Here is a 26,247-nt window from a genome sequence, read left to right on the forward strand (position 1 = left end):
CAGTGCTTGGCATTACTCGAAATAACCAATATTAATTTAAATGACCTCTTAGCAAACCATAACTAATAATCGGAAAATTGCATGTATAATAATGATAGTAGTGATGAAAAAGAAAATACCCAGATCTGGACCAGAGACGCTCTATTTTCCGATCGCAATACCAGACTGGATAAATTCTGGGGAACAGAACTTGAAAATGATGGAATTTCGAGAGGAAAGGCAAAGGACTGGATTAAAGCGGGCCTTGCTGAAGTAGACGGTGTCCTCTGTAAAAAGCCCAATTACAAATTAGCGGGCGGCGAAAAGCTTACCCTTAAAGGTGAAGTTGAAAACAATTCCCTGATACCGGAAGACAAACCTCTGGATATTATTTTTAATGATGGGCGGGTTGCTGTCATTAATAAACCGGCAGGACTGACAACTCACCCTGCTCCAAGCTGTCCGACTGAAACGCTGGTACATCGTCTTATTCATCATTTTCCTGAAATTCAGAATATGGATGAATGGCGTCCCGGCATCGTACACAGACTTGATAAATTTACCTCCGGCCTTATTGCTGTTGCCTTGAATGACCATGACAGGCTTGCTTTGTCCGCAGCTTTTGCAGAACGGGAAGTTGATAAAACCTATCTTGCGATTGTTCACGGTGTACCGGATAAAGACTTTGCTGATATTAATATGCCTATCGGCAGACACCCTATCCATAAAACAAAAATGGCTGTTGTTTTGAAAGGCGGCAGAGATGCCCGCTCAAGCTATGAAGTTCTCTGGACCGACCCCGCAGAACGGGCAAGCCTCTTAAGGGTTAAAATCTACACCGGCAGAACTCACCAGATCAGAGTTCATATGGCTCATATAGGTCATCCCCTTCTGGGCGATCAGGTTTACGGCTCACAGCAGCACACAATATTGAAAAATCAAAGCAAACCGCTTTCTGAGTTGGCTTCCAGACAGATGCTTCATGCGTACAGCCTGTCTTTCAATCACCCTGAAACAGATGAAAGATTAAGCTTCACGCTCACACCTCCTGATGATTTTATTACTCTTTTGAAAGAACTTAACAGCTCTGTGCAACGTGTCGGACTTATAGGCATGCCTTGCTGCGGAAAATCTACAGCTCTAAAGCTACTCTCTGAAAAAGGAATTCCGGTTTTCAGTGCTGATAAATCTGTCTCCGATACATACAACAAAGACGGTGCCGGATGGGAAATGATCCGCCAGAGATTCGGTAACAAATTTACTGAAACAGAAACCGGGAATATTGATAAAAAGAAAGTATTTACTGCCATATGTGAAGATGGTGATATCCGTCGTGAAATAATGAATATTGTCCATCCCATTGTTCAGCACGAAACGGCTCTGTTTTTTCAGACGAATGCGACCACACCTTTAGCTGTTGCCGAAATTCCGCTTCTTCTTGAAGCTGGATGGCACACTCAAAAACTGGTTGATGTGGTTATCGGAATTAGATGCCCGGATTCTAAAAGGACTCAAGAACTTAGAGAAAAAAGAGGACTGGACCCCGAAACTCTTGCCACTTTTGATTCATGGCAGTGGGATGAGAAAGCAAAAATGGACTGCTGCACAGCTATCATAGATAACGACTCAGGCGTGGATGAATTAAAAGCCAACACAGAAAAAGTATTACTTCTTCTGGCGGAAATGCGTGAAGCAAAAGCTAAAAAGTTTGATGCCTTCCTGAAAGCTCTTTTCAAGCAGGAAGATAAACACTAAGTTTATTGCAATCTCTTGACTTCGCCTCTTTTAAGCTTATTATTTAAGTAAGACCTGAGGCGTAGGTAGAGACCATAGCGAGAGAATGAACATATAATATAAGTTAGGGCTAAATGCCCATTTTACATACGAGAATTCTCAACTAGGTCTAAACCGCGCTTTCGGCATCAGGTTAAGTACAGTGTTTAGGGGGTAAAAGTCCCGAAGTACACCTACAAACCAACCTCATACAATTCCCGCCGCTCCTACGGCGGGAATTTTTTATATGCGGTACACAAATGATCCCAATCCGCGATAACGTTCCATGTCTGATACGCCCTTATGTCCTCTGGACATTAATGACGGCAAACATCACTACATTTTTTATGGAGCAGTTTCTTGCCCCGGGTGCAAAACTGACTCTTTTCCATTTACTCGGGGTGGTTCCGGCTCGCTATATTAATCCGGAATGGGCAATGGCAGTAGGCTATCCATCTGCGGGGGCACTTCCTTTTTTTACATATATGTTTCTTCACAGCGGATGGATTCACATCATACTGAATCTATGGATGCTCTGGATTTTTGCGGATAATATTGAAGATGCCATGGGGCATGCCAGATTTTTTGTCTTCTATACAATCTGCGGACTGGCAGCCATTGCCGTACAGGTAATGCTCACTCCATCTGCTAACGTTCCTATCATCGGCGCATCAGGCGCAGTTGCCGGAATAATGGGCGCATACTTTGTTCTCTATCCCCACGGGCGGGTCTTAACGCTCGTCCCCATCATTATTATTCCACTTTTTTTTAAAATACCTGCCGGACTTTTTTTAGGAATCTGGTTTACTCTCCAAATTTTTTCAGGAGTTACAGAACACATGTCAGGCGGTGCGCAACAAATTGCTTGGGGAGCACACGTAGGAGGCTTCGTTACAGGTTTAATTCTAGTCCGCTTTTTCATAAAAAAAGACCGCTGCAAATACTGCTATGATCCTGCTAAAAAGGATTACGAACTGCCCGAAGATTTTTAATTACGACTTTTTACAATTTTTTATTCACACCAATTCTATCCCTGAGCATAGGGAAATTCTATATTCCCAACTTTTTTAGACGGATTTTCTCATTTTATCCTCAATCTAAATCCAATCATTCCGCTTGACTTGATCTCATAGCGATATACTTTGATATGGTGACGCCGTTTTGCTATACTCGGCTAATTATCTAAGGAGAAATAATTCGATGAGTGTTAAATATAAAGACTACTACAAACTTCTGGGAGTTTCGCGCTCCGCCTCTAAAGAGGAAATATCAAAAGCATTCAAGAAGCTGGCGCGCAAGCATCATCCTGACTTGAATCATGATAATCCTGAGTCTGAAACGAAGTTTAAAGAAATAAATGAAGCTTACGAAGTCTTAAAAGACGCAAAAAAACGTAAGATGTACGATCAGTTCGGAGCAGATTGGGAACACGGCCAGAACTTCCAGCCACCTCCGGGACAAGGCGGAAGAAACTTCGGCGGACAGGGTTTCGGGGGAGCACAAGGATTCGGAGGCGGAGATTTCAGTGACTTCTTTGAAACAGTTTTCGGAGGCGGTGGCGGCGGTAGAGGAGGCTTTTCCGGAGCTTCAGGATTCGGAGGCGGCGGTTTTCAACAGCGTCCTCAAAAAGGAGCTGACTCGGAAACAACTCTGACTCTGACCTTGGAAGAAGCCTATAAAGGCGGGGCAAAATCTATTTCAGTTCAGGAACGCACAACAGGTCCCGGCGGACATCCCATGGTTCAGTCAAAAAAGCTGGATGTGAATGTACCTGCCGGAATTAAAGACGGACAAAAAATACGTCTGGCAAGTCAAGGCGCACCCGGCCCCGGCGACGGTCCATCCGGAGATCTTTATCTGAAAATAAAATTGGCTCCCCACCAGCTTTACAAGGTGGAAGAAAACAATATTATTTTAGATCTTCCGCTTGCACCGTGGGAAGCGGCCCTTGGCTCAAAAGTTAAAGTTCCTACTCTTGACGGAATGATCGAAATGAATATTCCGGCAGGCATGGGAAGCGGCAAAAAGATGAGAGTTAAAGGAAGAGGCTTAGGTGCCGGAGCTAAGAAAGGCGATCAATTTGTTAGAGTAATGGTTCAAGTGCCTGTTGCAGATTCAGATGAAATTAAAAAACTATGGGAAGAATTATCTGAAAAGACAGAATTCACCCCAAGGTCATTTTAAGGGAGATTTTGCAAATGGATATTAAAAAAAGAACTGAAGCAAATCCTCCCAGCCGCTCACGCAGATTGCTGTTCGCGCAGATTATCGAGATGACCGGCCTTGAAGAAGATACTGTTCTGGAGTTGATAAGCCTTGAATGGGTATCCCCTGCTACAACAGGCGACGGGCATTATCTTTTCGGGACGCGGGATCTCTACCGGCTGAGCAAACTTTCCAGATTGTGCCGTGATCTTGAAATTACCGCAGCCGGAGGCTCCATTATCGTGGACCTTCTGGAACGAGTTGAACAACTCGAAGCCCGTGTAGAAGAAATGCGCAAACTAATTTAATTTGTACAATTTTAAATAACATATATAATGACTTGCGATATATATTCAGGATTCAAACTCCTGCCTCTCAATCCGGAACTGTTCGCGATTTGACGAACAGCAAAATGCGTCCGGACACGTAAAATTGACCGAGACTTAACATCGGTCAAAATGAGTGAGTTTAGAATCTTTCCGCGAGTCAACAATACCTGATAAAAAGGAGACTCTATATGGATCCGAATAAATTCACGAAGAAAACAAACGACGCAATTGCCGAAGCTCAATCGCTGGCCATTTCAAATGGCCAGCAGCAAATCGAAGTTGAACACCTGCTCTTCGCCTTAGTTGAACAGGAAAAAGGCATTGTTTCCAAAATTCTACAAAAAAGCGGTATTGATCCCGCAACTTATAAATCTGCCGTACAAAAAGAAATCAACAAACTGCCGAGCGTCAGCGGCCCCGGTGCACAGCCCGGACAGGTCTTTGTCACCCCGCGACTTAATCGCGTTATAGTTGAAGCGGAACAGGCCGCCAAGCGCATGCACGACGAGTTCATCAGTGTCGAGCATCTGTTTCTCGCGATCATGGCCGAACACGGTTCAACCGGAGCCGGCAAAGTTAATGCATCCTTCAATCTTACTAAAGATAAAGTTCTGGAAGCAATGACAACCATCAGAGGGAATCAGCGTGTAACGACTGACAACCCCGAAGCCACCTACGACGCCCTTAAAAAATATGGACGCGATCTTGTTGAAGAAGCCCGCAAAGGCAAGCTTGATCCCGTCATCGGACGCGATTCTGAAATCAGACGTGTTATCCGCATCCTTTCCCGCCGCACTAAGAATAACCCTATTCTCATAGGTGAAGCGGGAGTAGGTAAAACTGCGATCATCGAAGGCCTGGCCCAGCGCATAGTCAAACAGGACGTGCCGGAAGGACTTAAAGACAAGACCGTCTTTATGCTCGACATGGGCTCCCTTATTGCCGGAGCTAAATATCGCGGAGAATTTGAGGAACGCCTCAAAGCCGTATTAAAAGAAGTTCAGGAATCCGAAGGTCAGATTCTCATCTTCATTGATGAAATCCACACCATCGTGGGCGCAGGTAAAAGCGAAGGAGCAATGGACGCAGGTAATCTGCTTAAGCCCATGCTCGCAAGAGGTGAACTGCACTGCATCGGTGCGACAACCACGGATGAATATCGTAAATATATTGAAAAAGATCCTGCTCTTGAAAGGCGTTTCCAAACCATCATGGTGGAAGAGCCTTCCGTTGAGGATACCATTTCAATCCTGCGCGGACTTCGCGAAAAATTTGAAGTTCATCACGGTGTAAGAATCAGTGACGCAGCTCTTATTGAAGCCGCGACACTTTCTCAGCGCTATATTTCGGACAGACAGCTTCCAGACAAGGCCATCGACCTTATTGATGAAGCCGCAGCCATGATCAGAACCGAAATTGATTCACAGCCATATGAGCTGGACAAAATCAACAGACAGATTCTGCAAGCTGAAATTGAACGGGAAGCTCTCAGACGCGAAGAAGACAAAGCTTCACGAGTCAGGCTTTCGAAGCTGGAAGACTCTCTGATGGAACTTAAAATAACTCAGTCCGAGTTGCTTGAACAATGGGAAAAAGAAAAGGCATCAATCGACACTGTTCGGGATCTCAAATCCCAAATCGAACAGACCAAGATTGAAGTTGAAAAAGCCGAAAGAGCACTCGATTACAACAAAGCGGCTGAGCTTAAATATTCAGTTCTTCTGGAGCTTGAAAAGAAGCTTGCTGCAATTGAAAAAGATATTCAAGGCGATGAGGACGATTCTTCAACAAACAGAACCCGTATGCTGAAAGAGTTCGTCGGACCTGATGACATAGCCGGAATCATCTCCCGCTGGACAGGTATTCCTGTAACCAGACTGGTAGAAGGTGAAAGAGAAAAACTACTTCGACTCGAAGACATTCTGCACGCCAGAGTTATCGGTCAGGATGAGGCTGTTCGCGCTGTTTCCGATGCAGTAATCAGAGCACGCGCAGGACTTAAAGATCCATCGCGCCCAATTGGATCATTCATATTCCTAGGCCCCACAGGCGTTGGTAAAACCGAGCTGTGCAAGGCTCTAGCGGAATCTCTGTTTGATACCGAAGACAACATTGTGCGCCTCGACATGTCCGAGTACATGGAAAAACACGCGGTTGCCCGTCTAATCGGAGCGCCTCCGGGATATATAGGTTATGACGAAGGCGGTCAGTTAACTGAGGCCATCAGAAGAAAACCTTACTCGGTTGTACTTTTTGATGAGATTGAAAAAGCGCATCCCGATGTGTTTAATGTCCTGCTGCAAATACTTGATGACGGTCGCCTGACCGACAGTCACGGTCGAACAGTGGATTGCAAAAACACGCTTATCATCATGACTTCCAACCTAGGATCACATATCCTATTGGATGGAATTGAAAAGGATGGAGAGTTCAAAACCGGAGTTGCAGAAGGCGTTATGAATGTCCTGCGTGGACATTTCAGGCCGGAATTCCTTAACAGAGTTGATGAAACAGTGCTCTTCAAACCTCTGCTCGAAAAGGATCTGAAACAAATTGTAGATCTGCAACTGGGCGGACTCAGAGCACGTCTGGCTGAACACAAAATGTCCTTGGAAGTAACAGAAAGAGCCAAGGCATTTATCGCCCATGCGTCATACGATCCAGTTTACGGAGCAAGACCCCTGCGTCGATATATCCAGCTCCATCTTGAAACTCCGCTTGCAAAGGAAATTATCAGCGGAAATCTACAAGAGGAACAAACCGTTTCAATTGATGCAAACGACGACGGGCTTACTTTCAAAAATAGTCAATAGCTTAACAGATAGTTAAAATTCAAAGGCCGCAAATTTCATTATGAAATTTGCGGCCTTTTTTGTAGGGCGGACCTGACTCGGCTTATTCATGTCCGCCCTGTTCGTTATCATTTGCTTATTAAGGCAAACGATTGTCGCCAAAATTCAGAATAGATCTGTATTTTGGGAGGCAATCACAAAAGCAAATGGAGACGAAACATGATTTATCCCGGTGGTTACAAGTTAAGAGAAAAAGAAGGAAAGGATATTCCAATCAATGTTCGCCTGTACAAGAATTCGTTGCCTCCCGAAGACATTTTGGAAATGATGTACGATGTGATGCCGAACTCAATTCTTGAAGGGCCGGAAGAAATGGACAGCCCATATTATTGTCTCAAAGAATTTCCAGCACATGAACGCATGTATCCAAGCATGATGTCCCCTGAACGTAGAGCTTTGTGGGAACGTAAGCTAAGAGAGATGGAATACGAAAAAGAATATCTTAAGAAAACCAAGCGTAATCTCCACGCTAAGTTTATTTCTCAAAATCCAGAACTGCCACTTGTTAAAGATTTGAGAAACACTCAATACGGGCAGGAATTGCTTGCAGAAGTCGCAAGAAATCAGCCGCGACAACCCGAAACAGGCACAGGAGAAAACATTCGTGATGAACAGAAAAGGGATTCAGTGGATGTTGAAGCAGTCGAAGCATACCAAACAAAATCGTTCTTGATTCCGGATTCGGAAGAAGAGTTTTCGCTACTCGCCACCGAACGAGATGATAATGGCAGAATCATATACACAGGCATCGTTCTCGATCCAGAACCGATTGAGCGTGAATATGAATATGACAACGGCGGTAGACTCAGCAAAGTCCTCTGCGACAACGCTGTCATCGAACATTATCAGTACGGTAAAAACGGTGAACGTTTATTCGCGGAAACTCGGCAGACAAAACCAAGATTGTTTAAGTACGGCCAAAACATGCAACTCCTGCAAGCTGGCGAAGTAAAATATATGTACGACAACCAGGGCCGTATGATCATGAAAACTGATCTCGGACAGGTGACGAGATACTCGTACCTTGAATCCGACCCGCTCCACGAAGTACATCTGCCGGACGGACGAAGAATCGAATATACCTCAGATCCTCTGGGGCGGAGAATTGCGAAATCTATCAATGGTAAAGCTGTTGAAAAATATCTTTGGCAGGATTTGACTACGCTGATCGCCGTGACAGACGGGGAAGGATTAAACCCAAAAGTATTTTCCTATAATGAAGAAGGCGATCCCGTCAGCATGACTTTTGAAGGATGCACCTTTCTTTTTGCTACAAATCAAGTCGGGACTATCTTCATGGTTGCGGACGAAAGAGGTTATGATGTAAAGCGAATTATATATGATTCGTTTGGGAATGTATTACTCGATAGCGGAGTCAGTCTGGATGTATGCCTCGGATTCGCCGCGGGACTGATAGACAAAGATACCGGACTCGTACATTTGGGATATCGTGAATACGACCCTACCATCGGCAGGTTCGTAACTCCCGACCCAATCGGTTTAGCTGGCGGGGATGTGGATGTTTATGGCTACTGCCTCGATGATCCGATTAATTTTCATGACCGGACGGGGCTGGCTGGGGAGAGTGAGGAGTTGGATATTGAGGAAAATAAACACGAACAATTACAACGGAACAAGGCTTTTGTGCGCGGACATTCGACTGACACTCCGAGTCATAAGGTTCATGAAAAGGAAGAAGGATTTTCATCCAGAGTTGGAAATGGCCTTGTGAAGACAGTAAAAGAAACCGGGCGAGCTTTAGGGAAAATAGGCAGCCTTGCTGGCGAAGCTGGAGTTGAACTCGTCGGAGAAGCTTTAGACGAGACACACAAAATTGTCAGTCCAATTACTCATCCTGAGACCAAGAAAAAAGCTGCAACGTATGGCAAAAAAGTAATTCTTGGCGAAACCTCCTTGGGTCAGGAGTTGACTGAATCAATTAAAGACTCTTGGAACAATATGGTTGAAAAAGGAAAAGAAACTGAAAAACATCAGGATGAAGTAAATCATAAAGTTTTTTCAAGTAAATGGAGTGATTTATACAGCAAAAACTCTACGTTACGTAAGCAGAGGGCAAAGGCTATTCAGGAGGCCGTAAGTCCTTCACTGAAAGAGGTTGCTAAGGCTTATTTGGATACTCCTGATGACAGGATGTCGATTGCAATTCCATACCTAAAAAAAGTGAAAAAAGTAATTAAACGCAGTCGGGTTAATAAATAAAATTAATATGGAGATGGATACTGTTGAAAGAGTGTCCATCTCCATAGTGGAGTATTTAGTGTCAAAAATATCATTGTATTTTTTTGCTGTCGTAAAACAAAATATATATTGTTTTATGATTCTTTTTATCTATTCAGTATTTAGATTTAAAAATTTGGAAGAATGGTATAGTCATTTAATGTTTTCTATTGTTGTATTTTCTTTAGTCTTAAGTTTAATTAGAGACGTAAAGAGATCGTATGACTTGTTGTGTTTTTTAAAAAAAATAATTCTTTTTTTTGTTATTATGCTTGTTTTAGCAAAAACAACTTTATGGTTAGCTTCTTTAGTTGACAATCTTTTTGATATGGTACGAATACTTCTCGGCGATATGTTAATTTCATCAAATACTTCTTTTGATTATGACACTTTTTTTTATGTCCTCTCAAGTCTTACTGCTAAATCATTTCTTTTCGCATTGTGTGCTTCAATCATTTATATGGCTACAATACTTCCGCTATCAAAAGTTAAGTTTTATCCTATGTCATTTAAGTCTTTTTTGATTAATTTTGGGGTTCTGTTTGCAATTAATAGCCTTTTCCTCTTCTTATGGAACATTTCATATTCTAAGCAAATGTACGATCTATTATTATATTCAGGCGCAATTAATGAAGTTGTAAACATTTTTCTTGTTCTTGCTATAGGACGGATTACTTATGAGGAATACTGTAAAAAACATTATGAACGTGATGATGTAGTTAACACTAAAACTTAAATATTTGGCCGCCTTGATGAGAAAAATAAGTGGACCATTGACAACTGTTTCAAGTGCGGGGCAAGTCATTGAGAATGTGGAACAATTATATACGGAAGCTAAAGGCAAAATTAATGCTCCAAAAAATAAAAAGAATAAACGTTAAAAAAATACCTTGGGGAAAAGTTCTCGTAATTGCTTATGCTCTGATAATTATTTTGGGGGCATGGCCTACAAAGATCCCTTATTATATTAAAGGTCATGAAGTTGGTCCACTTGGACGATGGGCATTAGTTACATTTGGCTTCTTTATTTTAGGATGTGTTTTTTTCTATAAACCGTCTAAAAAAAGAAAAATGTTTACTAAACAGGAGAAGTCAATTTGTCCTATGTGTGAAAAAGTTTTTATGCTTGGACAAGCTCCCAAAGACCAGAATTGCCCTAAGTGTACTTATCCACTGGAACCCCTGAAAGGTTTCTATGATCGACATCCCGAATTAAAAGATATTAAGAGTGAGAATAATTAACCGGCGGCAGATTCATCAACAAACAAACGCCCCGCACTGATAACAGTACGGGGCGTTTTAACACTTAATATAATCAGCTTACTTAATACCCTAGTAAAGTTCCAACCTGATAAATCAGAACCGATAGCGAATAACCAAATCCAAGCGAACCGAATACTGAGAACAGTCCCCACTTCCAGTTTGTCTCTCTAATGATTACCGCAACCGTTACCATACACGGCACATAAACCAGCATGAAGATGAATACCGACCAGATAACCGCTGGAGTCCATGCTGGATCAGCTGCAATTTTCTGACTCAAAGTGGTTGCATCATCAGGATCTTCTTCACCCAGAGAATAGGCAGTGGACATGGTGGAGACAAAAACCTCTTTCGCGGCAAATGCGCCGATAAAAGATATATTTGCCTGCCATGGGAAGCCCGCAAGATTCGTTACCGGAGATATAGCGTTGCTCATGCGTCCGGCATATGAGGTTTTAAGAGCTTCCTCACCTTTTAAATAATCAATAGCACTCAACTTTTTATCAAGCTGCACCTGTTTCTGATATTCAGATCCATCCCAATTTTTACTTTCAACAGTAACCTGTGCACGCTGCGCTTCATAGGCATCAACCCTTTCAGCAGTAAGCTGAGGAAAAGTCATCAATGCCCACATCAGGATTGAAATAGCGAGAATTACAGTCCCTGCTTTCTTGATATACTGCCAGACTCTATCCCATGTATGAATAGCAACACCGTGGATAGTTGGAAGTCTGTAAGGCGGAAGTTCCATTACAAATGGAGTGGATTCCCCTCTTAAGGCCGTCCAGCGCAAAAGTCTGCCGACACAAAGAGCTAAGGCCCATGAGATAAGCACTAAAAAGAACATCACAGATGTTGCGGACTCAGGGTAAAAGGCACTGACCAGCATAATATAAGCTGTAGCCTTAGCACCGCAAATCATAAATGGAGCAGTCAGGATTGTCGCGATTCTTTCTTTAGGACTCCGTAATGTACGGCAAGTCATAACAGCCGGAACAGCGCAACCACCGGGAAGTCCACCCGCCATAATAAATGGCATGATCGACATTCCGTGCAAACCGAACATACGAAAAACTCTATCTACCATGTACGCAACACGGGCCATGTATCCGAGATCTTCTAAGAAAACGAGCATCGCAAACATGATCAGAATAAGCGGCGTAAAGCCCATAACAGCCCCGACTCCGTCAATTACGCCGGACACGAGCATGGATTTCAATAATCCGTCAGGCAACACTGCCGAGACAGTAGAGGACAACCAGCCGAAGGCATCTTCAACCCAACCCTGCGGATAAGCCCCGAAGGTGAATGTTACGTAAAACATTGCATACATGGCACCGATCATAATGATCGGTCCCAAAAATCTATGAGTCAGAACGGTATCAACCTTGTCAGAAAAATCGAATCGAAGGTTATCTTCCCGGCTGATAACGCCCTGCTTAAGAATAGAATTGATAAACCCGTAACGATAGTCGGCAAGAATAGCTTCAGGATAAGTGTTTAGAGTTTTTTGGACATGGTCCGAAACTCTTTTAACAATCGCTTGCAACTGTTCCGCCAATACTCCGGCCTTACGCCCGTTCTTGATAACAATTTCATCTTCTTCAAGGTATTTAACCGCCAGCCAATGCGGGTCATAACGATCAGTCATGAACTCATTTTCTTTGATCAATGCTGTCATTTCTTCAATTGCAGGATCAAGATCATGACCATATGAAATATTTACGGGGGTCCATTTGCCTTTAGTCTTATCGGCCACCTGTTGCACAGCCTGCATCAATTCATCTGTACCGAGACCACGACGGGCAACGCATTCGATAACAGGGACACCCATAAGCTTGGAAAGCTTTTTAGAATCTATACGGATTCCCTTTTTCTTGACCTCGTCCATCATGTTAAGGCCGAGAACAACAGGAACACCTATCTCCATGAACTGGACAGCCAGATAAAGACTTCTTTCCAGAGATGTTGCATCAAGCATGTTGATAACAACATCGGGCTTTTCATCTACAATAACATTTCTGGCAACAACTTCTTCCATTGAATAAGAAGTTAAAGAATAGGTTCCGGGCAAGTCTACCAGACGTATCGAAACACCATCTTTAGTATAATTCCCTTCGGTCCGGTCAACAGTTATGCCGGGATAATTACCGACTCGGGCTGTAGAACCGGTTAAAGCATTAAACATTGTGCTTTTACCGCAGTTAGGCTGCCCTGAAACTGCTACAAAAAATTTATCACTCATATATTATTCCTCTACTTTAACGGTAATAAAATCAGCTTCATTATTCCGAAGAGTCAGAGTAAAACCTTTCATACGAAGTGCAACAGGGTCTTTAAGCGGAGCGCGTCCCACAATTCTGAACTCCGTTCCGGGAATCAGCCCCATATCTCTTATCCTGCGCCCCAATTCGCCACTTACATTAACAGAAACAACTACACCCTTCTGATCTTTAGTCATCGACCTAAGTGAAACTGACATAAACTTCCCTCTCAATATATATGACCTTGATTTTCATTTTCAACATTATCAAATCCGTTTTTTTCTTTGCGACATCCTGTCTAGACTTGATGCTTATTGAAAGTCAATCTCAAATAGAAAGTATACTCAAAATAAGTGTATTTTTTGTTTACAGCTAAAAACAAGAACTCTGCTCTTTTTTTCGATTTTCGATTGCATTAATATTCTTTTTTGTGGTGGATTACGTTTAATAAAACCTTTAACATATCGGACTCAAACTCTAATTTTATTATCTAAGTGAACAGACTATACACTACCAACCTTCTGACCACCAAATATATAATGACAAAACTATTCCCATATGAAGATTTACGCGAGTATGCCAAAGTTCTGATCGGAGCGCTTGAGCTTCAATTAAAAAGCCCGTTTAAAAATCGGGACATCATTATCATAAAATATGACAACCCTGCCACTCCGCTTGCAGAAGCTCTCTTTGCCCTTTTGATCGAAAAACACCTGCATCCGGTTATGGAAACAGCTCTGACACCTGCCATGAAAGCCGAACTATATATAAACTCAAGCTACGGTCAACTGACATTCTTCCCGCCCGGTAAAACAGAGCTGTATGACACTGCCCGCGGAGTTATCAGAATTCATGCACCGGAAGAAGTCGGTGCAATGGCTGAAATTGACCCCCTGTCAATAATGGCTAATAAAAAAGCTTCAAACGAATTCAGACAGCGTCTTGAAAAAAGAAAAATATACGGATCACTGGCATGGACTGAATGTGTTTACCCGACACAGGCTTTAGCGGACAAAGCAGGATTTTCTTTGGAAGAATACACAACCAAGCTAATGCGAGCCTGCTATTTAAACATGCCGTCTCCTGCTCAGGAATGGAAGAAAATTTCAGAAAAAACATCCGAAATAGCCCTCTGGTTAAGCTCAATGGATATCAAAACGATTCGAATACAGTCAGAATTATGTGATTTATATTTTTCTCCGGGAGCAAACAGGCAATGGCAGGGATCGAACGGCGGCAATATTCCCAGTTATGAAGTATACATATCTCCGGACTGCCGCACCGTAAACGGATATTATTTTGCAGACCTCCCTTCATTATATATGGATCGAATGGTATACGGAGTTCATCTCGAATTCTCAGATGGAATTGCTGTCAGAGCAACTGCCATGGGCGGAGAAAAATTCTTGCTGGATCAATTACGCGCGGACGGCGGAGCAAGACGTGTCGGCGAATTCTCTCTAACCGACTCAAGCTTTTCCAGAGTAGATCACTTCATGTCTCAAACTATTTTAGATGAAAACTTCGGAGGAGAATTTGGAAGCTGCCATATTGCCCTTGGCCAATCACTGCTTGAAACTTTCTCCGGTCCACCTGAAATGCTTGATAAACCATTTATGGACGCACTTGGATTCAATACATCCAACACACATTGGGATCTTGTAAATACTGAAGAGAAGATCATTGTTGCAAATTTAGCTGACGGAAAGCGAAAAGTCATATATGAAAATGGAGTATTCAAAATTTAAAAATCACGATTGAACACAAAAAAGTAACATATGAATCCATCGGAGATGTTGACAAGCCTATCGAGATGCTTATTTCTCTAATTACGCGGTCTGACAGACCTTTTCAAGGTTTGCAGACCGCTAATTCATGTCACTGGAGAATCCATGCCTGGAAAAAAAGATAATTTAGAAATGAACGAAGAAGAAAATGTCGCTCCTGAAGCTGATGAAGCTGCTGCAAATGAGATGACTTTGAGCGAAGACGAGCTGAAAGCCCTTTGTCTAGAACATATCTGCTCAACATGCGATGTGATGGAACAAGCCAAAGAAGATCGCTTAAGAGCTATGGCCGACAGTGAAAATTTCAAGAAAAGACTTTCCCGCGAAACCGATGAACTTAAAAAATTCGCTGCGGAAAATATCCTTTCGGATTTACTTCCCATTCTCGATAACCTTGATCTGGCTCTTAATCATGCAAAAGATTTAGAAGCATGCAAGGATTTCGTAATGGGTGTAGATATGACTAGAAAACTTTTTCTGGAAACCCTTAGCAGACACGGTCTCGAAGCGGTTGGAAAGCCCGGTGAAGATTTTGATCCGAACTTTCATGAAGCAATGGGAATGGCTCAAGTTGCAGAACTTGCGGACGGCTCGGTCGCTCAAGTAATGCAACGAGGATATGTTCTGAAAGGCAGAATAATCCGTCCTGCGAAAGTCATGGTTAATAAATTAACCTAATTAAATGCATTTGCATCTTTACAAGTGATATTTAGACATTAATTGATAAAGCAAACAAAATGAATTCTTATCAGGAGGAATTAATATATGGGTAAAATAATTGGAATCGACCTAGGTACAACCAACTCTTGCGTTTACGTAATGGAAGGGAAAGACCCTAAATGCGTAACAAATCCAGAAGGCGGACGAACAACACCTTCTATCGTAGCTTTTACTAACGCAGACCGTCTTGTTGGTGAGATTGCTAAACGCCAGTCTGTAACCAACCCTGAAAAAACTGTCTTCGCGATCAAACGCCTCATGGGCCGTCAGGTAAATTCACCTGAAGTAAAAGAATGGTCAAAACATTGTCCATACGAACTCGTAGACGGAAAAGGCGGAGACGCCTGGGTTGAAATCGAGGGTAAAAAATACAGCCCGTCTGAAATTTCAGCAATCATCCTTCAGCAGCTCAAAAAAGATGCTGAAAACTACCTCGGTGAAGAAGTAACTGAAGCTGTCATCACAGTTCCTGCTTATTTCAATGACTCACAGCGTCAGGCAACAAAAGATGCCGGACGAATTGCAGGTCTCGAAGTAAAACGTATTATCAACGAACCTACTGCTGCTTCCTTAGCTTACGGTTTTGATAAAAAAGCAAACGAAAAAATTGCTGTATTCGACCTCGGTGGCGGTACTTTTGATATCTCCATTCTTGAAGTCGGCGACAATGTTGTTGAAGTTCGCGCAACCAACGGAGACACTTTCCTTGGTGGTGAAGACTTTGACCACTGCATAATCAAATATCTCGTTGAAGAATTCAAACGTGAAAACGGTATTGATCTTTCTCAGGACCGCATGGCTCTACAGCGTCTTAAAGAAGCTGGCGAAAAAGCCAAGAAAGAACTTTCCACTTCCACAGAAACTGAAGTCAACCTGCCTTTCATCACAGCTGACCAGAACGGTCCTAAGCACCTTATGGTTAAAATTTCCCGCGCTAAGCTGGAAAAACTGGTTGGAGACCTTGTTGACCGTACCAAAGCTCCTTGTCAGAAAGCACTTAAAGATGCAGGCCTGAAAGCATCTGACATTGACGAAGTAATCCTCGTCGGTGGTATGACACGTATGCCTCTGGTTCAGCAGAAAGTTCAGGAACTGTTCGGCAAAGAGCCTAACCGCTCCGTGAACCCTGATGAAGTTGTTGCAATGGGTGCATCCATTCAGGGTGGTATTCTCGCCGGTGATGTTAAAGACGTCCTCCTGCTTGATGTTACTCCTCTGTCTCTGGGTATCGAAACAATGGGCGGAGTCTTTACTCAGCTTATTGAAAGAAACACAACTATCCCGAGCCGCAAAAGTCAGGTTTTCACAACTGCAGCTGAAAATCAGCCTTCTGTTTCCATCCATGTACTTCAGGGCGAACGCCCCATGGCTGGTGACAACATGACTCTCGGTCGTTTTGAACTGACCGGAATTCCAGCTGCTTCTCGTGGTGTGCCGCAGATCGAAGTAACCTTTGACATTGATGCTAACGGTATCGTCAAAGTTGCTGCGAAAGACATGGGCACTGGTAAAGAACAGTCCATCCAGATCACCTCTTCATCCGGTCTTTCCGAAGACGAAATTGAAAAGATGGTTAAAGATGCTGAGTCTCACGCTGAAGATGACAAGAAAAAACAGACTCTCATTGAAGCACGCAATCAGGCTGACTCTCTGATCTACACCACTGAAAAATCACTACGTGAAGTAGGCGACAATGTGGATGCAGAACTGAAAATCGACATCGAAGCTAAAGCTGAAGAACTTAAAAAGCTTTTAGACAGCGATGACGTTGAAGCCATTAAGCAGGCTACTGAAGCACTTTCACAGGCTTCTCATAAACTTGCTGAACAGCTTTATGCCAACCAGAATCAGGCTGGTGCTGATCAGGGTGAAGCAGGAGCTGCCGGTGCTGCAGAAGAAAAAGCTGGCTCAAGCGACGAAGATGTTGTTGACGCTGACTACACCGAAGTAAAATAATTAGAATTGTCTAAGTCAGGCGACTGTTTAAAACCGATAACCGGTAAAACATTCATGAATCCTGTACTTGCAATGACAATCCACTCAGTATAGCTTTATCCGGCCTTCTCCTAAATGGAGTTGGCCGGATTTTTTTATAAAACATACCATGCAAAGTCCAAATCCATTGACGTATTGACTTTCATGGGCCACAAACTGTGCATGGAAAACTCAATGAATCACGAGAAATCCTTCCGGCTTTTCTCTCATATTTTCGCCCTAGTTCTGGTTGCTGCAATCTTAAGCACAACTACAAGCTGCGTGTCGCTCCAAAAGCAACCGATCAGCTCCACTATTTCTACTCAAATGCTATCCACAAATGAGTTGATTAAGACCGCCGACCAAGCATGGTTTAAAAAAGATTATATTGCCAGTGAGCTATATTACACCCGTCTTCTTGAACGCACCGATGTTCCTAAAAGAATCATTCTGCCGGCTCTCGAAAGACTTTCTGTAAGCTCATACAAATCGGGCCACTATCACGAAGCAAAAGCAAGACTTGAGCAGTGGAAACAGCAATCGCCCGAGGCTTTAAGCTCTGAAGTATGGCAAAAGTGCTACTTTGATTCTCTTTTCGCCATTAAGAATTTTTCGACGCTTAGAACACACCTTGCCGGAACTATGGAAAATGGTGCTCTCCCTTGGGACATCCGTTCACAGGCAGGTAAAAATCTTTCCAGTCTTGATCATAATGAAGAATCTTTAGCCGCTCTGGAAAGACTTTATTCTATTGCTCCGAACGACGATGATCGAAAAGAACTAGAAAGTTGGTTCATCGCAAGTCTGGGTTCAAAATCTGATCAAGAACTTAAAAACAATTCTGAACTCATCTCAGGCGGTAATAATTTAAAATTTCCCTACGAGCTGATTCTTTTTGAAAAAGCGATCAGACAATCTTCCGCCCAAGAATACTGGCCAATGGCATGGCGGACAATGTCCGGTATTGTTCACCGTGGTCAAATTGTAGACAAACATTTATTTAATAAAATAATTTCAACACTTGAAGCCAAATACGGAATTCCACGCGTAGGTATAGCTTTAGTACTCCCTATATCCGGGCGTTTTCAGGATTACGGCTGGAAAATAATTCGCGGAGCAGGTGCGGCGCAATGGGAACTGACCAAAGCCGGACTCGATGTGGATGTACAGGTAATCAATACCGAAGAAGCTGGATGGGTTGAACGGGTTCAAAACTTACCGCCATGGTACACTGTTCTTGGCGGACCTATTAATGTTAAAGCTTTCAAAGAGCTGGAACAATCTGAAACCTATGCGGAAAAAGTTACTTTTTCATTTCTGGCTAAGCCCGGAAATCTCGAAGAAGGAAAACAGGCTTGGAGATTTTTCTCCAGCCCCGAAGATCAGATCCGCGCTTCTCTCGACTTAGCAATTAATGATCTTGGAATTACTGATTTTGCAGTTCTCTACCCTCAGGAGAAATTCGGACGGCAGATGTCTAAGATCTTCTGGAATATGGCAAAATCCCGCGGCGCTAAAATCACCGGAATGGAATCGTATCCTCCCAACGATTTCCCCAAATGGGGTAAAGTCGTCGGCAAACTTGTCAAAGCTCCTGAAAAAAAAGCTGAAAATGAAGCTGACGGACTGGATGAAGACGCTCCACTTACTGAAACAGACTTCGGAGCAGTATTTATTCCTGACACATGGCGTCAGGCACAGCTCTTAATTCCGCATTTTTTCTTTCACGAAGCAGACACACTGGTCTTTCTCGGACCTGAATTGTGGAGTCAGGCTCTGAACTCTGCAAGAGACGTCGAAGCTCATAACCTTAAGCTGACCGTTGCTCCGGGAGCATGGTGGTCCGCCAGCGAAGGGGCCGTACGTCTAAAAGAAGTAATGAATCGCGAAGGACTGGGCACCCCTGATTTCTGGGTTGCACTAGGCTATGATTTCATTAAATTCTCAAGCAAACTCGGAACGTTCTCTCCCGGATGGACCCCTGAAATTGTAAATGAAAGAATTGCTGATGCACAGCATATAGATTTCAGTCTGGCCCCTATTCACTGGGACGCTGATGGAAAAGCTAATCAAAAGCTATTCCTGTTCCGCCCAGAACGTAATGGAAAAACCAGAATTGATGCTTCTATCGTAAAAAGCACACTTGCTAATGCGAAAAACAGAAGAGCTAGACGAATTAAAGCCTGGGATGAAACACAGGCTAAACTTAACGATAAAAACGGTGCAGAAACTAAGCCTCAATAACTGGCTTTTTCACCCTGACCGCCACCAATAGAGATATATTAAAGGAGACTTCAATGAGTGAAATGAAACTCAGTACTGAGGAAGTTGCGCGCGTAGCCAGTCTGGCTCGTCTGGATTTATCAGAAGAAAAAACTGAAATATTCGCAGGACAATTGCATAATATTCTGACCTATATGGACAAGCTCAACGAGATTGACACAAGTAATGTCGAACCTATGTTCAGCCCGGTTGAGCACACGACTGTTCTGCGTAAAGATATTGTCGTCAAAGAGCACACCAGAGATGAAATTCTCGCCAATGCACCTGATTCTGACGGTCAATACTTTATTGTTCCCAGAATAGTATAAAGGCCGCATTAATACGCACAATTGCCCTTTTATTTTTTCACAAACATAAAGACTGCACGGGTTATATAATGTCCTCACTCATAGAAAAATCACTCACAGAAATACACTCCCTACTCATTGCAGGTGAAGTCACCGCTGTTGATGCCGTTAAAGCATGTTTACAGCAAATTGAGAAAACCGAACCTCAAATAAAAGCCCTGCTGGCTAAAAATGGGGAAGAGGCTCTGAAACAGGCAGAAGAAATGGATAAGCAGGGGCCGGATTCATCTAAACCGCTATGGGGAGTGCCCGTAGTAATTAAAGATGTTCTTGCCACCAAAAATATTACAACTACCTGCGGATCTAAAATTCTTGAAAATTTTGTTCCTTTTTACGACGCAACATCGGTCACCAAGCTGAAAGAAGCTGGCGCCATCATTATAGCTAAAGCCAACATGGACGAATTTGCCATGGGCTCCACTACTGAGAACTCTGCCTACCAGACAACTCTCAACCCCTGTGACCTCAGCAGAGTCCCCGGCGGATCAAGTGGTGGTTCTGGTGCAACAGTTACCGCAGGACAGTGTTTTGCGGCTCTGGGTACCGACACAGGCGGTTCTATCAGACTCCCGGCATCCTTTTGCGGTTGTGTAGGTGTAAAGCCCACATACGGAAGAGTTTCCCGTTATGGTATGATCGCTTACGGCTCTTCACTTGACCAGATCGGCCCCATGACACGCACAGTTGAAGATTCCGCAAGAGTTCTAAGTGTCATCGCAGGTCACGATAAAAGAGACTCTACATCAGTAAACTGTGAAGTGCCTGATTATATCGGAGCACTTGCTGAACGTACTGACCTTTCAGGACTGACCATAGGTCTTCCCGAAGAATACTGGGGTGAAGGACTTTCAGAAGAAGTATCCGAAACCTGTCGAAATGCCATAAAAAAAGCAGAAGAACTCGGAGCAAAGACCGTACCTGTCAAACTCAACATGACAGAATACGCCATCGCCACATACTATATTATTGCAATGGCAGAAGCCAGTTCCAACCTCTCGCGCTTTGACGGCGTTCGCTACGGGCATAGAACCAAAGATGCCGATGAACTTATCGATCTTTACACAAAATCCCGCACAGAAGCATTCGGAGACGAAGTACAGCGTCGTATAATCATTGGAACCTACGTTCTGTCCGCAGGTTACTATGACGCCTACTACTGCAAAGCCGCTCAGATACGCAGACTCATGCGTAACGATTTTGAAAAGGCATTTGAATCTTGTGATCTAATCGCCGGACCAGCCTGCCCGACCACAGCTTTTCCTGTCGGTGAGCTTACCGCTGATCCTTTGCAAATGTATCTTATGGATATATTCACCATCTCGCTGAATCTGGTCGGAATGCCCGGCATGAGTATTCCTGTCGGAATTGGTAAAGATACCAATATGCCTGTAGGACTCCAGCTCATGGCTCCCGCTTTTGGTGAAACGACTATGCTTCAAGCTGCCAATGTACTTGAAAAGAATCTACCTGATTTTTCAAAACCGCAGATGATTTAAAATTTAAAAAGCCCTGCATAGACTCTATGCAGGGCTTTAAAATCCACATTAAAAAACTTAACTTCCCTCAATTACCTGCGGCCTTGACCGCCTTGACCGCCTCCCCTGCCACCGCCGCCTTGGCCGCGCCCCATGCCTGTTCCGCCCATTCGCCGGCATCCGGTTTTCTGTTGCTGAGAACCGACAGGTTGTTTATCCGTACTGACCGACTCCGGTGAAACACCACCAGACTGATCAATTTTATATTTTTCCAAAACATCACGAACAGTGCCTCCGGACACTGCCATAGTTTGAATTCCTCCACGATTCAATGCCTGAGTCGCCTTGGGTCCAACAGTGCCGGAAATAACCACATTCACACCTTTTCCGGCTAACAATTCAGCAGTCTGAATACCCGCCCCTTGAGGCAAGGTACTATTTGCACTGTTGTCCACAAAACTATGATTTTCCGAATCTGTATCGTAAACAATAAATCCCGTAGCTCTTCCAAAACGAGGTTCAAGCGGACTGTCAAGATCAGAACCGTTTGTACTGATAGCGATAAGCATGACTTACTCCTTCTGATAATTTTACAACAATAACTATAAATAATTGCATAATAAATTAACCAAACCAAATGGCACCTATAAAAAAAGATACATTGTTATCAACAAACAATGATCCACAATTAAAAACAACAAATTCTAAAGAATATTTTAATCAATAACTGTTTATTTGCAAACTCAAAAAAAATAATAACATCACTGCATAATTTCAGAGCCAGATAAGAACTGTAATTCGACCTTGAATACCATATAAATTTTGAGCTTGCTTGTGTGTAATCACGCTGAGTGTGTTTTATCTTTTGATTTTATTTAGCCTTCATAAATAGGTCTTTTTAGGATCAACGTTTTTTAGGACGGGACAAATAATATACAAAAAAAGTCCCGCATTCTAATAGAATGTGGGACTTTTTTCAAAATAACTATATTAAACGGAACTATTTAACTGCGCCGGGTTCAAAGCCGATCTTGGAAATTACTTCCTTGATTTTAGCTTCATCAACAGGTGTGACTTCTTCATATGAAGCTTCTGCTTTTTCAAGACTGACACTGATATTTTTAAGACCTTCTACAGAGCTTAAAGCCTTAGTGACCGAAGCAACACAATGCGGACAACTCATTCCTTTGATTTCAACAGTTTTCATAGCTTCTCCTTAATTATTATCCAGCCACTCGATAGCTTCAGTCAAATTCAGAGAGCCAGTATAGATGGCTTTACCTGAAATCGCGCCTTCAAGCCCATTAGCAACAAGCGGATATAAATTCTCAATATCTTCGAGTGTTGCAACACCGCCGGCTGCAATTACAGGAAGTTTAGTCTTGGAACAAAGCTCAGCAAGGCCGCTGGTGTTAACACCGGTTTCCATACCGTCTCTGCTGATATCTGTGTAAATAATAAACGCAGCACCGTCAGCTTCCATACGAGGAATAATATCATAAATGGATATTCCTGCATCCTCGACCCAGCCGCGTGACTTGAGCTTACCGTCTACAGCGTCAAGAGAAACTCCGATCTGTCCGGGAAAACGAGCGCAAAGTTCTGCAAACATTTTTTCATTTTCAAGAGCCATTGTTCCGATAATTAATCGTTTAACTCCGGCTTCAATATATTTAGCAGCAGTTTCAATATCTCTGATTCCGCCGCCAAGCTGAACAGGAATACTTAACTGAGAGCAAATCTGTTTAATAAGATCAAAATTCTTTGGAACACCGCTGAATGCACCATCAAGATCAATAACATGAAGATAGCGAGCGCCCTGATTCTCCCAGTAAACTGCCTGAGCTACAGGGTCTTTACCAAATACAGTTACAGCATCAGCCTGTCCCTGTGCAAGACGTACGCACTGTCCGTCTTTAATATCAACAGCGGGAAAAATAATCATAAACCGAGCTCCATAAGTCCATTCTGAAGAGCTTCGTCAGCAAGTTCAAGACCTGTTACCCATTTACCGCCTCTTTCAAAAAATTTGCCGGCTTGCAACATATTTTCCATGAGCGGTTGCTGAGTTTCGTCGAAGTGAAACCTTCTGACAATGCGCTTGTTGTTAACATCGATGAGGAAAAGATCAATAACCACAGATGCGGGCTGAATATTTAAATCAGCCTGTTTCATTCCGCGCAGATCCTGCCAAAACAAAATCTGAGGAACAAGAATATAATCAGAAGTCATACACTCACCAACTTTCACCCAATAAGTGAAAGCGGCTTCGCGTCTTGTACCCATATTTTCGAAAACTTCGATTTCCTGACACTGACGGGTTATCGCTGGACGCGCATACCCGGTAACGCCATGCTTTCCAAGAATTTCAACCAATTTGGTATCAAGCTGCTCTAATACTTTTTTATCGATAGGGTTCCCTTCTTGCGGCAGATATCCTGCCAAGAGTTCCCAATTAAATACAGGATTCGTAAAACCGGCAACAGCAACTGTTCCAACCGGACGAGGAAGCTTAACGATCGAGCTTTTACTCTGACAACCGATAAGGGCTGGCAGAATTAAAAAGCAAACCAAAAAAATGGGGATAAATCGTTTCATTAATCAAGACTCCCTTTTGTGCTTGGTAACCCTTTCCGTTCTACAGACAGAGCTTGTTTGAATGCCAACCCAAGAGCCTTGAAAGCACCTTCTAAAAGATGATGCCCATTGCGTCCATATTCAAACTTAATATGCAAATTCATTCCGGCTTTAAATGCCAATGATTTGAAAAATTCCCGCCATACATCACGTTCATCTCCGGCAATAATAGCCGGAAGAATGTCATCATTATATACCAGATAGGCCCTACCGGAAAGGTCAATAACAACTTCCACCAAAGCCTCATCCATTGGAACCTTAGCAAATCCGATCCGATTTATGCCCTTTTTATCACCCATGGCTTCAGATAATGCCTGCCCTAAAACAAGCGCGATATCTTCAAGGGTATGGTGGGTGTCAATCTCAAGATCACCCTTACACTTCAATTCAAGATCGAAACCCGCCCAAAAAGTCATGAGGGTAAGCATATGATCGGCAAATCCCACTCCGGTAGAAATATCAGTACGGCCTTCACCGTCAATATTCACAGAAAGGGCAATATCCGTTTCTTTCGTAGTTCGGGCAATCGATGCAGATCTATTAGACAAACCAACCTCTCTTGAGCATGGCAACCGAAACGGCTGCCGTTACATTTCAATCATATCTTCGTCGTAATCAGAATTATTTTTTTTACTGTCTTTCTTATCTTTTTCTTTAGTATCAGCAGATTCTTCTGCACTCTTTTCAGACAAATCAGAATCAGAGTCATCTGATTCTTCGCTTGCTGCTCCGCCACCATCCGGGCCGGAATCATCAGGATCATCATCATTATTTTCAGCTTCTGCAGCGGCTTTTGCTTTAGCCTTCTCTTCTATGCGTCCGCCTCTTTTACCGAAGAAATATGAAATCCAAATACCAATTTCATACAAAATAACTAGCGGCCCAGCCATCAAAGTCTGAGTAATGACATCCGGAGGAGTCAAAACAGCAGAACAGATAAAACAGACCAGAATTGCATATTTACGTTTTGCACGCAGCCAAGTGTGAGTCACAACTCCGAGGCGTGCCAAAAAGAAGATAAACAGCGGCATTTCAAAAATTACACCGAAGGCAAATAAGAGCTTCAAAGAGAATGATAAATACTCACGAAGCGTAGGCATGGGCCGGATAAATTCATCCGCAAAACCCATAAAAAATTCACAACCGAAGGGGAATACTATGTAGTAGCCGAATAAGGCTCCTCCGACAAAGAAAAAGGCAGAGAGAAACGCCAGTGGAATCATCCACTTACGTTCATGCTTATAAAGTCCGGGAGCAATAAATCCCCAGACCTGAGAAAAAATATACGGAGAAACAAGAAAAAAACCAGCCACAAAGGAGACTTTAAGATAAGTGACAAAGCCTTCAGGCAAAGATGTAAAGATAAGAGTAGAATTTTCAGGTAAAGTCGCTACAAGCGGAGCCATGAGCAATGAAAAAAGAGGCTTCGCAAAGGCATAACAAGCAAAAAAACCGACCCCGCAAGCAATAAAAATACGAATAAACCGTCTACGCAATTCGTCCATATGCTGGAGAAAAGTCATAGCCGGTTCTTCATCGCCTTCATCCTGAGCATCTTCATCATCAGACAGATCACCTGTCTCAGAATCTACACTCTCAGTTGAATCATCTTCATCACCAGTATTTTCAGCGGAAGTTGAGCCTTCGCTTTCTGATTCGGACTTATCGCCGGAAGAATCGAGTTTTTCCGAATCTTCCTGCTCTTCCTGTCCTACTTCACGAGAGTCTTTGTCAGTCCCGCTCATGCCTTTCCACCTTCAGAATCAGAACCGGCAGCAGCTTCTGCCACAGGAGCAGATTTGTCTTCAGCTTTCTCGGCTTCAACCTTATCAGCTTCAGCCTGACGGGCCTTATCCATAGCTTCAACTTCAGCCTTTCTACGGGCTTCTTCTTTCGCGCGGTCGTCTTTAGCTTGTCTTTCATTATCCGCAGCAGAAACCTCTGCGTCTAAAGTATTTTTAACGTCATTAGACATTTTCTTAACTTCAGAAAGACCTCTGCCAAGATTTTTAATGAGTTCGGGAAGTTTTTGAGGTCCGATTATAATCAGAGCTACAACCAAAATGACAATAAGTTCCGTTGTACCGATTCCGAACATATTATTTCCTTAATTCGTTGTGG

At 43.1% G+C, this 26,247-nt stretch carries 23 protein-coding genes; 14 read left to right on the forward strand and 9 right to left on the reverse strand.

The window, feature by feature from the left end; translation table 11 throughout:
• The first annotated feature begins 81 nt into the window (after positions 1-81).
• From coaE to BLT41_RS05110, 8 genes are all read left to right on the forward strand, one after another.
• Positions 82-1,734 (forward strand): dephospho-CoA kinase, encoded by a 1,653-nt coding sequence (gene coaE / locus BLT41_RS05075; RefSeq protein WP_092158964.1) that lies wholly within the window; start codon positions 82-84, stop codon positions 1,732-1,734.
• A gap of 278 nt (positions 1,735-2,012) precedes the next feature.
• The gene (locus BLT41_RS05080; protein WP_092158966.1) at positions 2,013-2,744 is read left to right on the forward strand and encodes a rhomboid family intramembrane serine protease; all 732 of its coding nucleotides are present in this window, start codon (positions 2,013-2,015) and stop codon (positions 2,742-2,744) included.
• A gap of 208 nt (positions 2,745-2,952) precedes the next feature.
• The gene (locus BLT41_RS05085) at positions 2,953-3,936 is read left to right on the forward strand and encodes a DnaJ C-terminal domain-containing protein (protein WP_092158968.1); all 984 of its coding nucleotides are present in this window, start codon (positions 2,953-2,955) and stop codon (positions 3,934-3,936) included.
• Between the two features lie 14 nt (positions 3,937-3,950).
• A complete protein-coding gene (locus tag BLT41_RS05090; protein WP_092158970.1) occupies positions 3,951-4,265 on the forward strand; it encodes a chaperone modulator CbpM in 315 nt (104 codons plus the stop codon).
• Between the two features lie 209 nt (positions 4,266-4,474).
• The gene (gene clpB / locus BLT41_RS05095; protein WP_092158972.1) at positions 4,475-7,099 is read left to right on the forward strand and encodes an ATP-dependent chaperone ClpB; all 2,625 of its coding nucleotides are present in this window, start codon (positions 4,475-4,477) and stop codon (positions 7,097-7,099) included.
• A gap of 198 nt (positions 7,100-7,297) precedes the next feature.
• On the forward strand, positions 7,298-9,358 hold the full coding sequence (locus tag BLT41_RS05100; protein ID WP_092158974.1) for an RHS repeat domain-containing protein: 2,061 nt from the start codon (positions 7,298-7,300) through the stop codon (positions 9,356-9,358).
• Between the two features lie 58 nt (positions 9,359-9,416).
• Complete coding sequence (locus tag BLT41_RS05105) at positions 9,417-10,112, forward strand: hypothetical protein (RefSeq protein ID WP_092158976.1); 696 nt, start codon at positions 9,417-9,419, stop codon at positions 10,110-10,112.
• 113 nt (positions 10,113-10,225) lie between these two features.
• A complete protein-coding gene (locus BLT41_RS05110; protein WP_139167331.1) occupies positions 10,226-10,618 on the forward strand; it encodes a hypothetical protein in 393 nt (130 codons plus the stop codon).
• 82 nt (positions 10,619-10,700) lie between these two features.
• Here the strand turns inward: BLT41_RS05110 and feoB are convergent, their stop codons facing one another.
• Together feoB and BLT41_RS05120 are read right to left on the reverse strand one after the other, a co-directional pair.
• Positions 10,701-12,884 (reverse strand): ferrous iron transport protein B, encoded by a 2,184-nt coding sequence (feoB, locus tag BLT41_RS05115; protein WP_092158980.1) that lies wholly within the window; start codon positions 12,882-12,884, stop codon positions 10,701-10,703.
• Positions 12,885-12,887: 3 nt separating this feature from the next.
• Entirely contained in the window at positions 12,888-13,121 is a 234-nt protein-coding gene (locus BLT41_RS05120; RefSeq protein ID WP_092158982.1) for a FeoA family protein, read from the reverse strand.
• Positions 13,122-13,442: 321 nt separating this feature from the next.
• Between BLT41_RS05120 and BLT41_RS05125 the strand changes: the two genes are divergently transcribed.
• The 6 genes from BLT41_RS05125 (at position 13,443) to gatA (ending at position 21,510) form a co-directional block, all read left to right on the forward strand.
• Entirely contained in the window at positions 13,443-14,651 is a 1,209-nt protein-coding gene (locus tag BLT41_RS05125; protein ID WP_092158984.1) for an aminopeptidase, read from the forward strand.
• A gap of 144 nt (positions 14,652-14,795) precedes the next feature.
• Positions 14,796-15,368, forward strand: coding sequence for a nucleotide exchange factor GrpE (gene grpE / locus BLT41_RS05130; protein WP_092158986.1), 573 nt, complete (start codon positions 14,796-14,798; stop codon positions 15,366-15,368).
• Positions 15,369-15,455: 87 nt separating this feature from the next.
• Positions 15,456-17,366: a molecular chaperone DnaK gene (dnaK, locus tag BLT41_RS05135; protein WP_092158988.1), complete on the forward strand. Its 1,911-nt coding sequence runs from the start codon at positions 15,456-15,458 to the stop codon at positions 17,364-17,366.
• A 213-nt stretch (positions 17,367-17,579) separates the two neighbouring features.
• A complete protein-coding gene (locus BLT41_RS05140; RefSeq protein ID WP_244512198.1) occupies positions 17,580-19,628 on the forward strand; it encodes a penicillin-binding protein activator in 2,049 nt (682 codons plus the stop codon).
• Positions 19,629-19,690: 62 nt separating this feature from the next.
• Positions 19,691-19,975: an Asp-tRNA(Asn)/Glu-tRNA(Gln) amidotransferase subunit GatC gene (gene gatC, locus BLT41_RS05145; RefSeq protein WP_170830346.1), complete on the forward strand. Its 285-nt coding sequence runs from the start codon at positions 19,691-19,693 to the stop codon at positions 19,973-19,975.
• Between the two features lie 68 nt (positions 19,976-20,043).
• Complete coding sequence (gene gatA / locus BLT41_RS05150; RefSeq protein ID WP_092158992.1) at positions 20,044-21,510, forward strand: Asp-tRNA(Asn)/Glu-tRNA(Gln) amidotransferase subunit GatA; 1,467 nt, start codon at positions 20,044-20,046, stop codon at positions 21,508-21,510.
• A gap of 71 nt (positions 21,511-21,581) precedes the next feature.
• Here gatA and BLT41_RS05155 read toward each other — a convergent pair whose 3' ends face one another.
• The 7 genes from BLT41_RS05155 to tatB form a co-directional block, all read right to left on the reverse strand.
• Positions 21,582-22,058: a NifB/NifX family molybdenum-iron cluster-binding protein gene (locus BLT41_RS05155; RefSeq protein ID WP_092158994.1), complete on the reverse strand. Its 477-nt coding sequence runs from the start codon at positions 22,056-22,058 to the stop codon at positions 21,582-21,584.
• Between the two features lie 431 nt (positions 22,059-22,489).
• Positions 22,490-22,696 carry a heavy-metal-associated domain-containing protein gene (locus BLT41_RS05160; protein WP_092158996.1) on the reverse strand — a complete coding sequence of 69 codons (207 nt, stop codon included), beginning with the start codon at positions 22,694-22,696 and terminating at the stop codon, positions 22,490-22,492.
• Between the two features lie 9 nt (positions 22,697-22,705).
• Positions 22,706-23,434, reverse strand: coding sequence for a 1-(5-phosphoribosyl)-5-[(5-phosphoribosylamino)methylideneamino]imidazole-4-carboxamide isomerase (gene hisA / locus BLT41_RS05165; protein ID WP_092158998.1), 729 nt, complete (start codon positions 23,432-23,434; stop codon positions 22,706-22,708).
• The gene (locus BLT41_RS05170) at positions 23,431-24,087 is read right to left on the reverse strand and encodes a hypothetical protein (protein WP_092159000.1); all 657 of its coding nucleotides are present in this window, start codon (positions 24,085-24,087) and stop codon (positions 23,431-23,433) included. The genes hisA and BLT41_RS05170 overlap by 4 nt, the downstream gene beginning before the upstream one ends.
• The gene (hisB, locus tag BLT41_RS05175; protein ID WP_092159002.1) at positions 24,087-24,674 is read right to left on the reverse strand and encodes an imidazoleglycerol-phosphate dehydratase HisB; all 588 of its coding nucleotides are present in this window, start codon (positions 24,672-24,674) and stop codon (positions 24,087-24,089) included. Before hisB ends, BLT41_RS05170 begins: the two co-directional genes overlap by 1 nt.
• A 39-nt stretch (positions 24,675-24,713) precedes the next feature.
• Positions 24,714-25,871, reverse strand: a complete 1,158-nt coding sequence (tatC, locus tag BLT41_RS05180; RefSeq protein WP_092159004.1) for a twin-arginine translocase subunit TatC — start codon at positions 25,869-25,871, stop codon at positions 24,714-24,716.
• Positions 25,868-26,224, reverse strand: coding sequence for a Sec-independent protein translocase protein TatB (gene tatB, locus BLT41_RS05185; protein WP_092159006.1), 357 nt, complete (start codon positions 26,222-26,224; stop codon positions 25,868-25,870). The genes tatC and tatB overlap by 4 nt, the downstream gene beginning before the upstream one ends.
• Positions 26,225-26,247 lie beyond the last annotated feature (23 nt).

The sequence above is a fragment of the Maridesulfovibrio ferrireducens genome (genome assembly GCF_900101105.1).
Taxonomy (GTDB): domain Bacteria; phylum Desulfobacterota; class Desulfovibrionia; order Desulfovibrionales; family Desulfovibrionaceae; genus Maridesulfovibrio; species Maridesulfovibrio ferrireducens.

Coding starts and splice junctions, on each gene's coding strand:
- tatC (WP_092159004.1), bottom strand. CDS start 25,871: ATGAGCGGGACTGACAAAGACTCTCGTGAAGTAGGACAGGAAGAGCAG.
- gatA (WP_092158992.1), top strand. CDS start 20,044: ATGTCCTCACTCATAGAAAAATCACTCACAGAAATACACTCCCTACTC.
- BLT41_RS05100 (WP_092158974.1), top strand. CDS start 7,298: ATGATTTATCCCGGTGGTTACAAGTTAAGAGAAAAAGAAGGAAAGGAT.
- dnaK (WP_092158988.1), top strand. CDS start 15,456: ATGGGTAAAATAATTGGAATCGACCTAGGTACAACCAACTCTTGCGTT.
- tatB (WP_092159006.1), bottom strand. CDS start 26,224: ATGTTCGGAATCGGTACAACGGAACTTATTGTCATTTTGGTTGTAGCT.
- BLT41_RS05110 (WP_139167331.1), top strand. CDS start 10,226: ATGCTCCAAAAAATAAAAAGAATAAACGTTAAAAAAATACCTTGGGGA.
- hisA (WP_092158998.1), bottom strand. CDS start 23,434: ATGATTATTTTTCCCGCTGTTGATATTAAAGACGGACAGTGCGTACGT.
- BLT41_RS05090 (WP_092158970.1), top strand. CDS start 3,951: ATGGATATTAAAAAAAGAACTGAAGCAAATCCTCCCAGCCGCTCACGC.
- BLT41_RS05125 (WP_092158984.1), top strand. CDS start 13,443: ATGACAAAACTATTCCCATATGAAGATTTACGCGAGTATGCCAAAGTT.
- BLT41_RS05080 (WP_092158966.1), top strand. CDS start 2,013: ATGATCCCAATCCGCGATAACGTTCCATGTCTGATACGCCCTTATGTC.
- BLT41_RS05140 (WP_244512198.1), top strand. CDS start 17,580: ATGAATCACGAGAAATCCTTCCGGCTTTTCTCTCATATTTTCGCCCTA.
- BLT41_RS05085 (WP_092158968.1), top strand. CDS start 2,953: ATGAGTGTTAAATATAAAGACTACTACAAACTTCTGGGAGTTTCGCGC.
- BLT41_RS05160 (WP_092158996.1), bottom strand. CDS start 22,696: ATGAAAACTGTTGAAATCAAAGGAATGAGTTGTCCGCATTGTGTTGCT.
- coaE (WP_092158964.1), top strand. CDS start 82: ATGTATAATAATGATAGTAGTGATGAAAAAGAAAATACCCAGATCTGG.
- feoB (WP_092158980.1), bottom strand. CDS start 12,884: ATGAGTGATAAATTTTTTGTAGCAGTTTCAGGGCAGCCTAACTGCGGT.
- clpB (WP_092158972.1), top strand. CDS start 4,475: ATGGATCCGAATAAATTCACGAAGAAAACAAACGACGCAATTGCCGAA.
- grpE (WP_092158986.1), top strand. CDS start 14,796: ATGCCTGGAAAAAAAGATAATTTAGAAATGAACGAAGAAGAAAATGTC.
- BLT41_RS05155 (WP_092158994.1), bottom strand. CDS start 22,058: ATGCTTATCGCTATCAGTACAAACGGTTCTGATCTTGACAGTCCGCTT.
- gatC (WP_170830346.1), top strand. CDS start 19,691: ATGAAACTCAGTACTGAGGAAGTTGCGCGCGTAGCCAGTCTGGCTCGT.
- BLT41_RS05120 (WP_092158982.1), bottom strand. CDS start 13,121: ATGTCAGTTTCACTTAGGTCGATGACTAAAGATCAGAAGGGTGTAGTT.
- BLT41_RS05170 (WP_092159000.1), bottom strand. CDS start 24,087: ATGAAACGATTTATCCCCATTTTTTTGGTTTGCTTTTTAATTCTGCCA.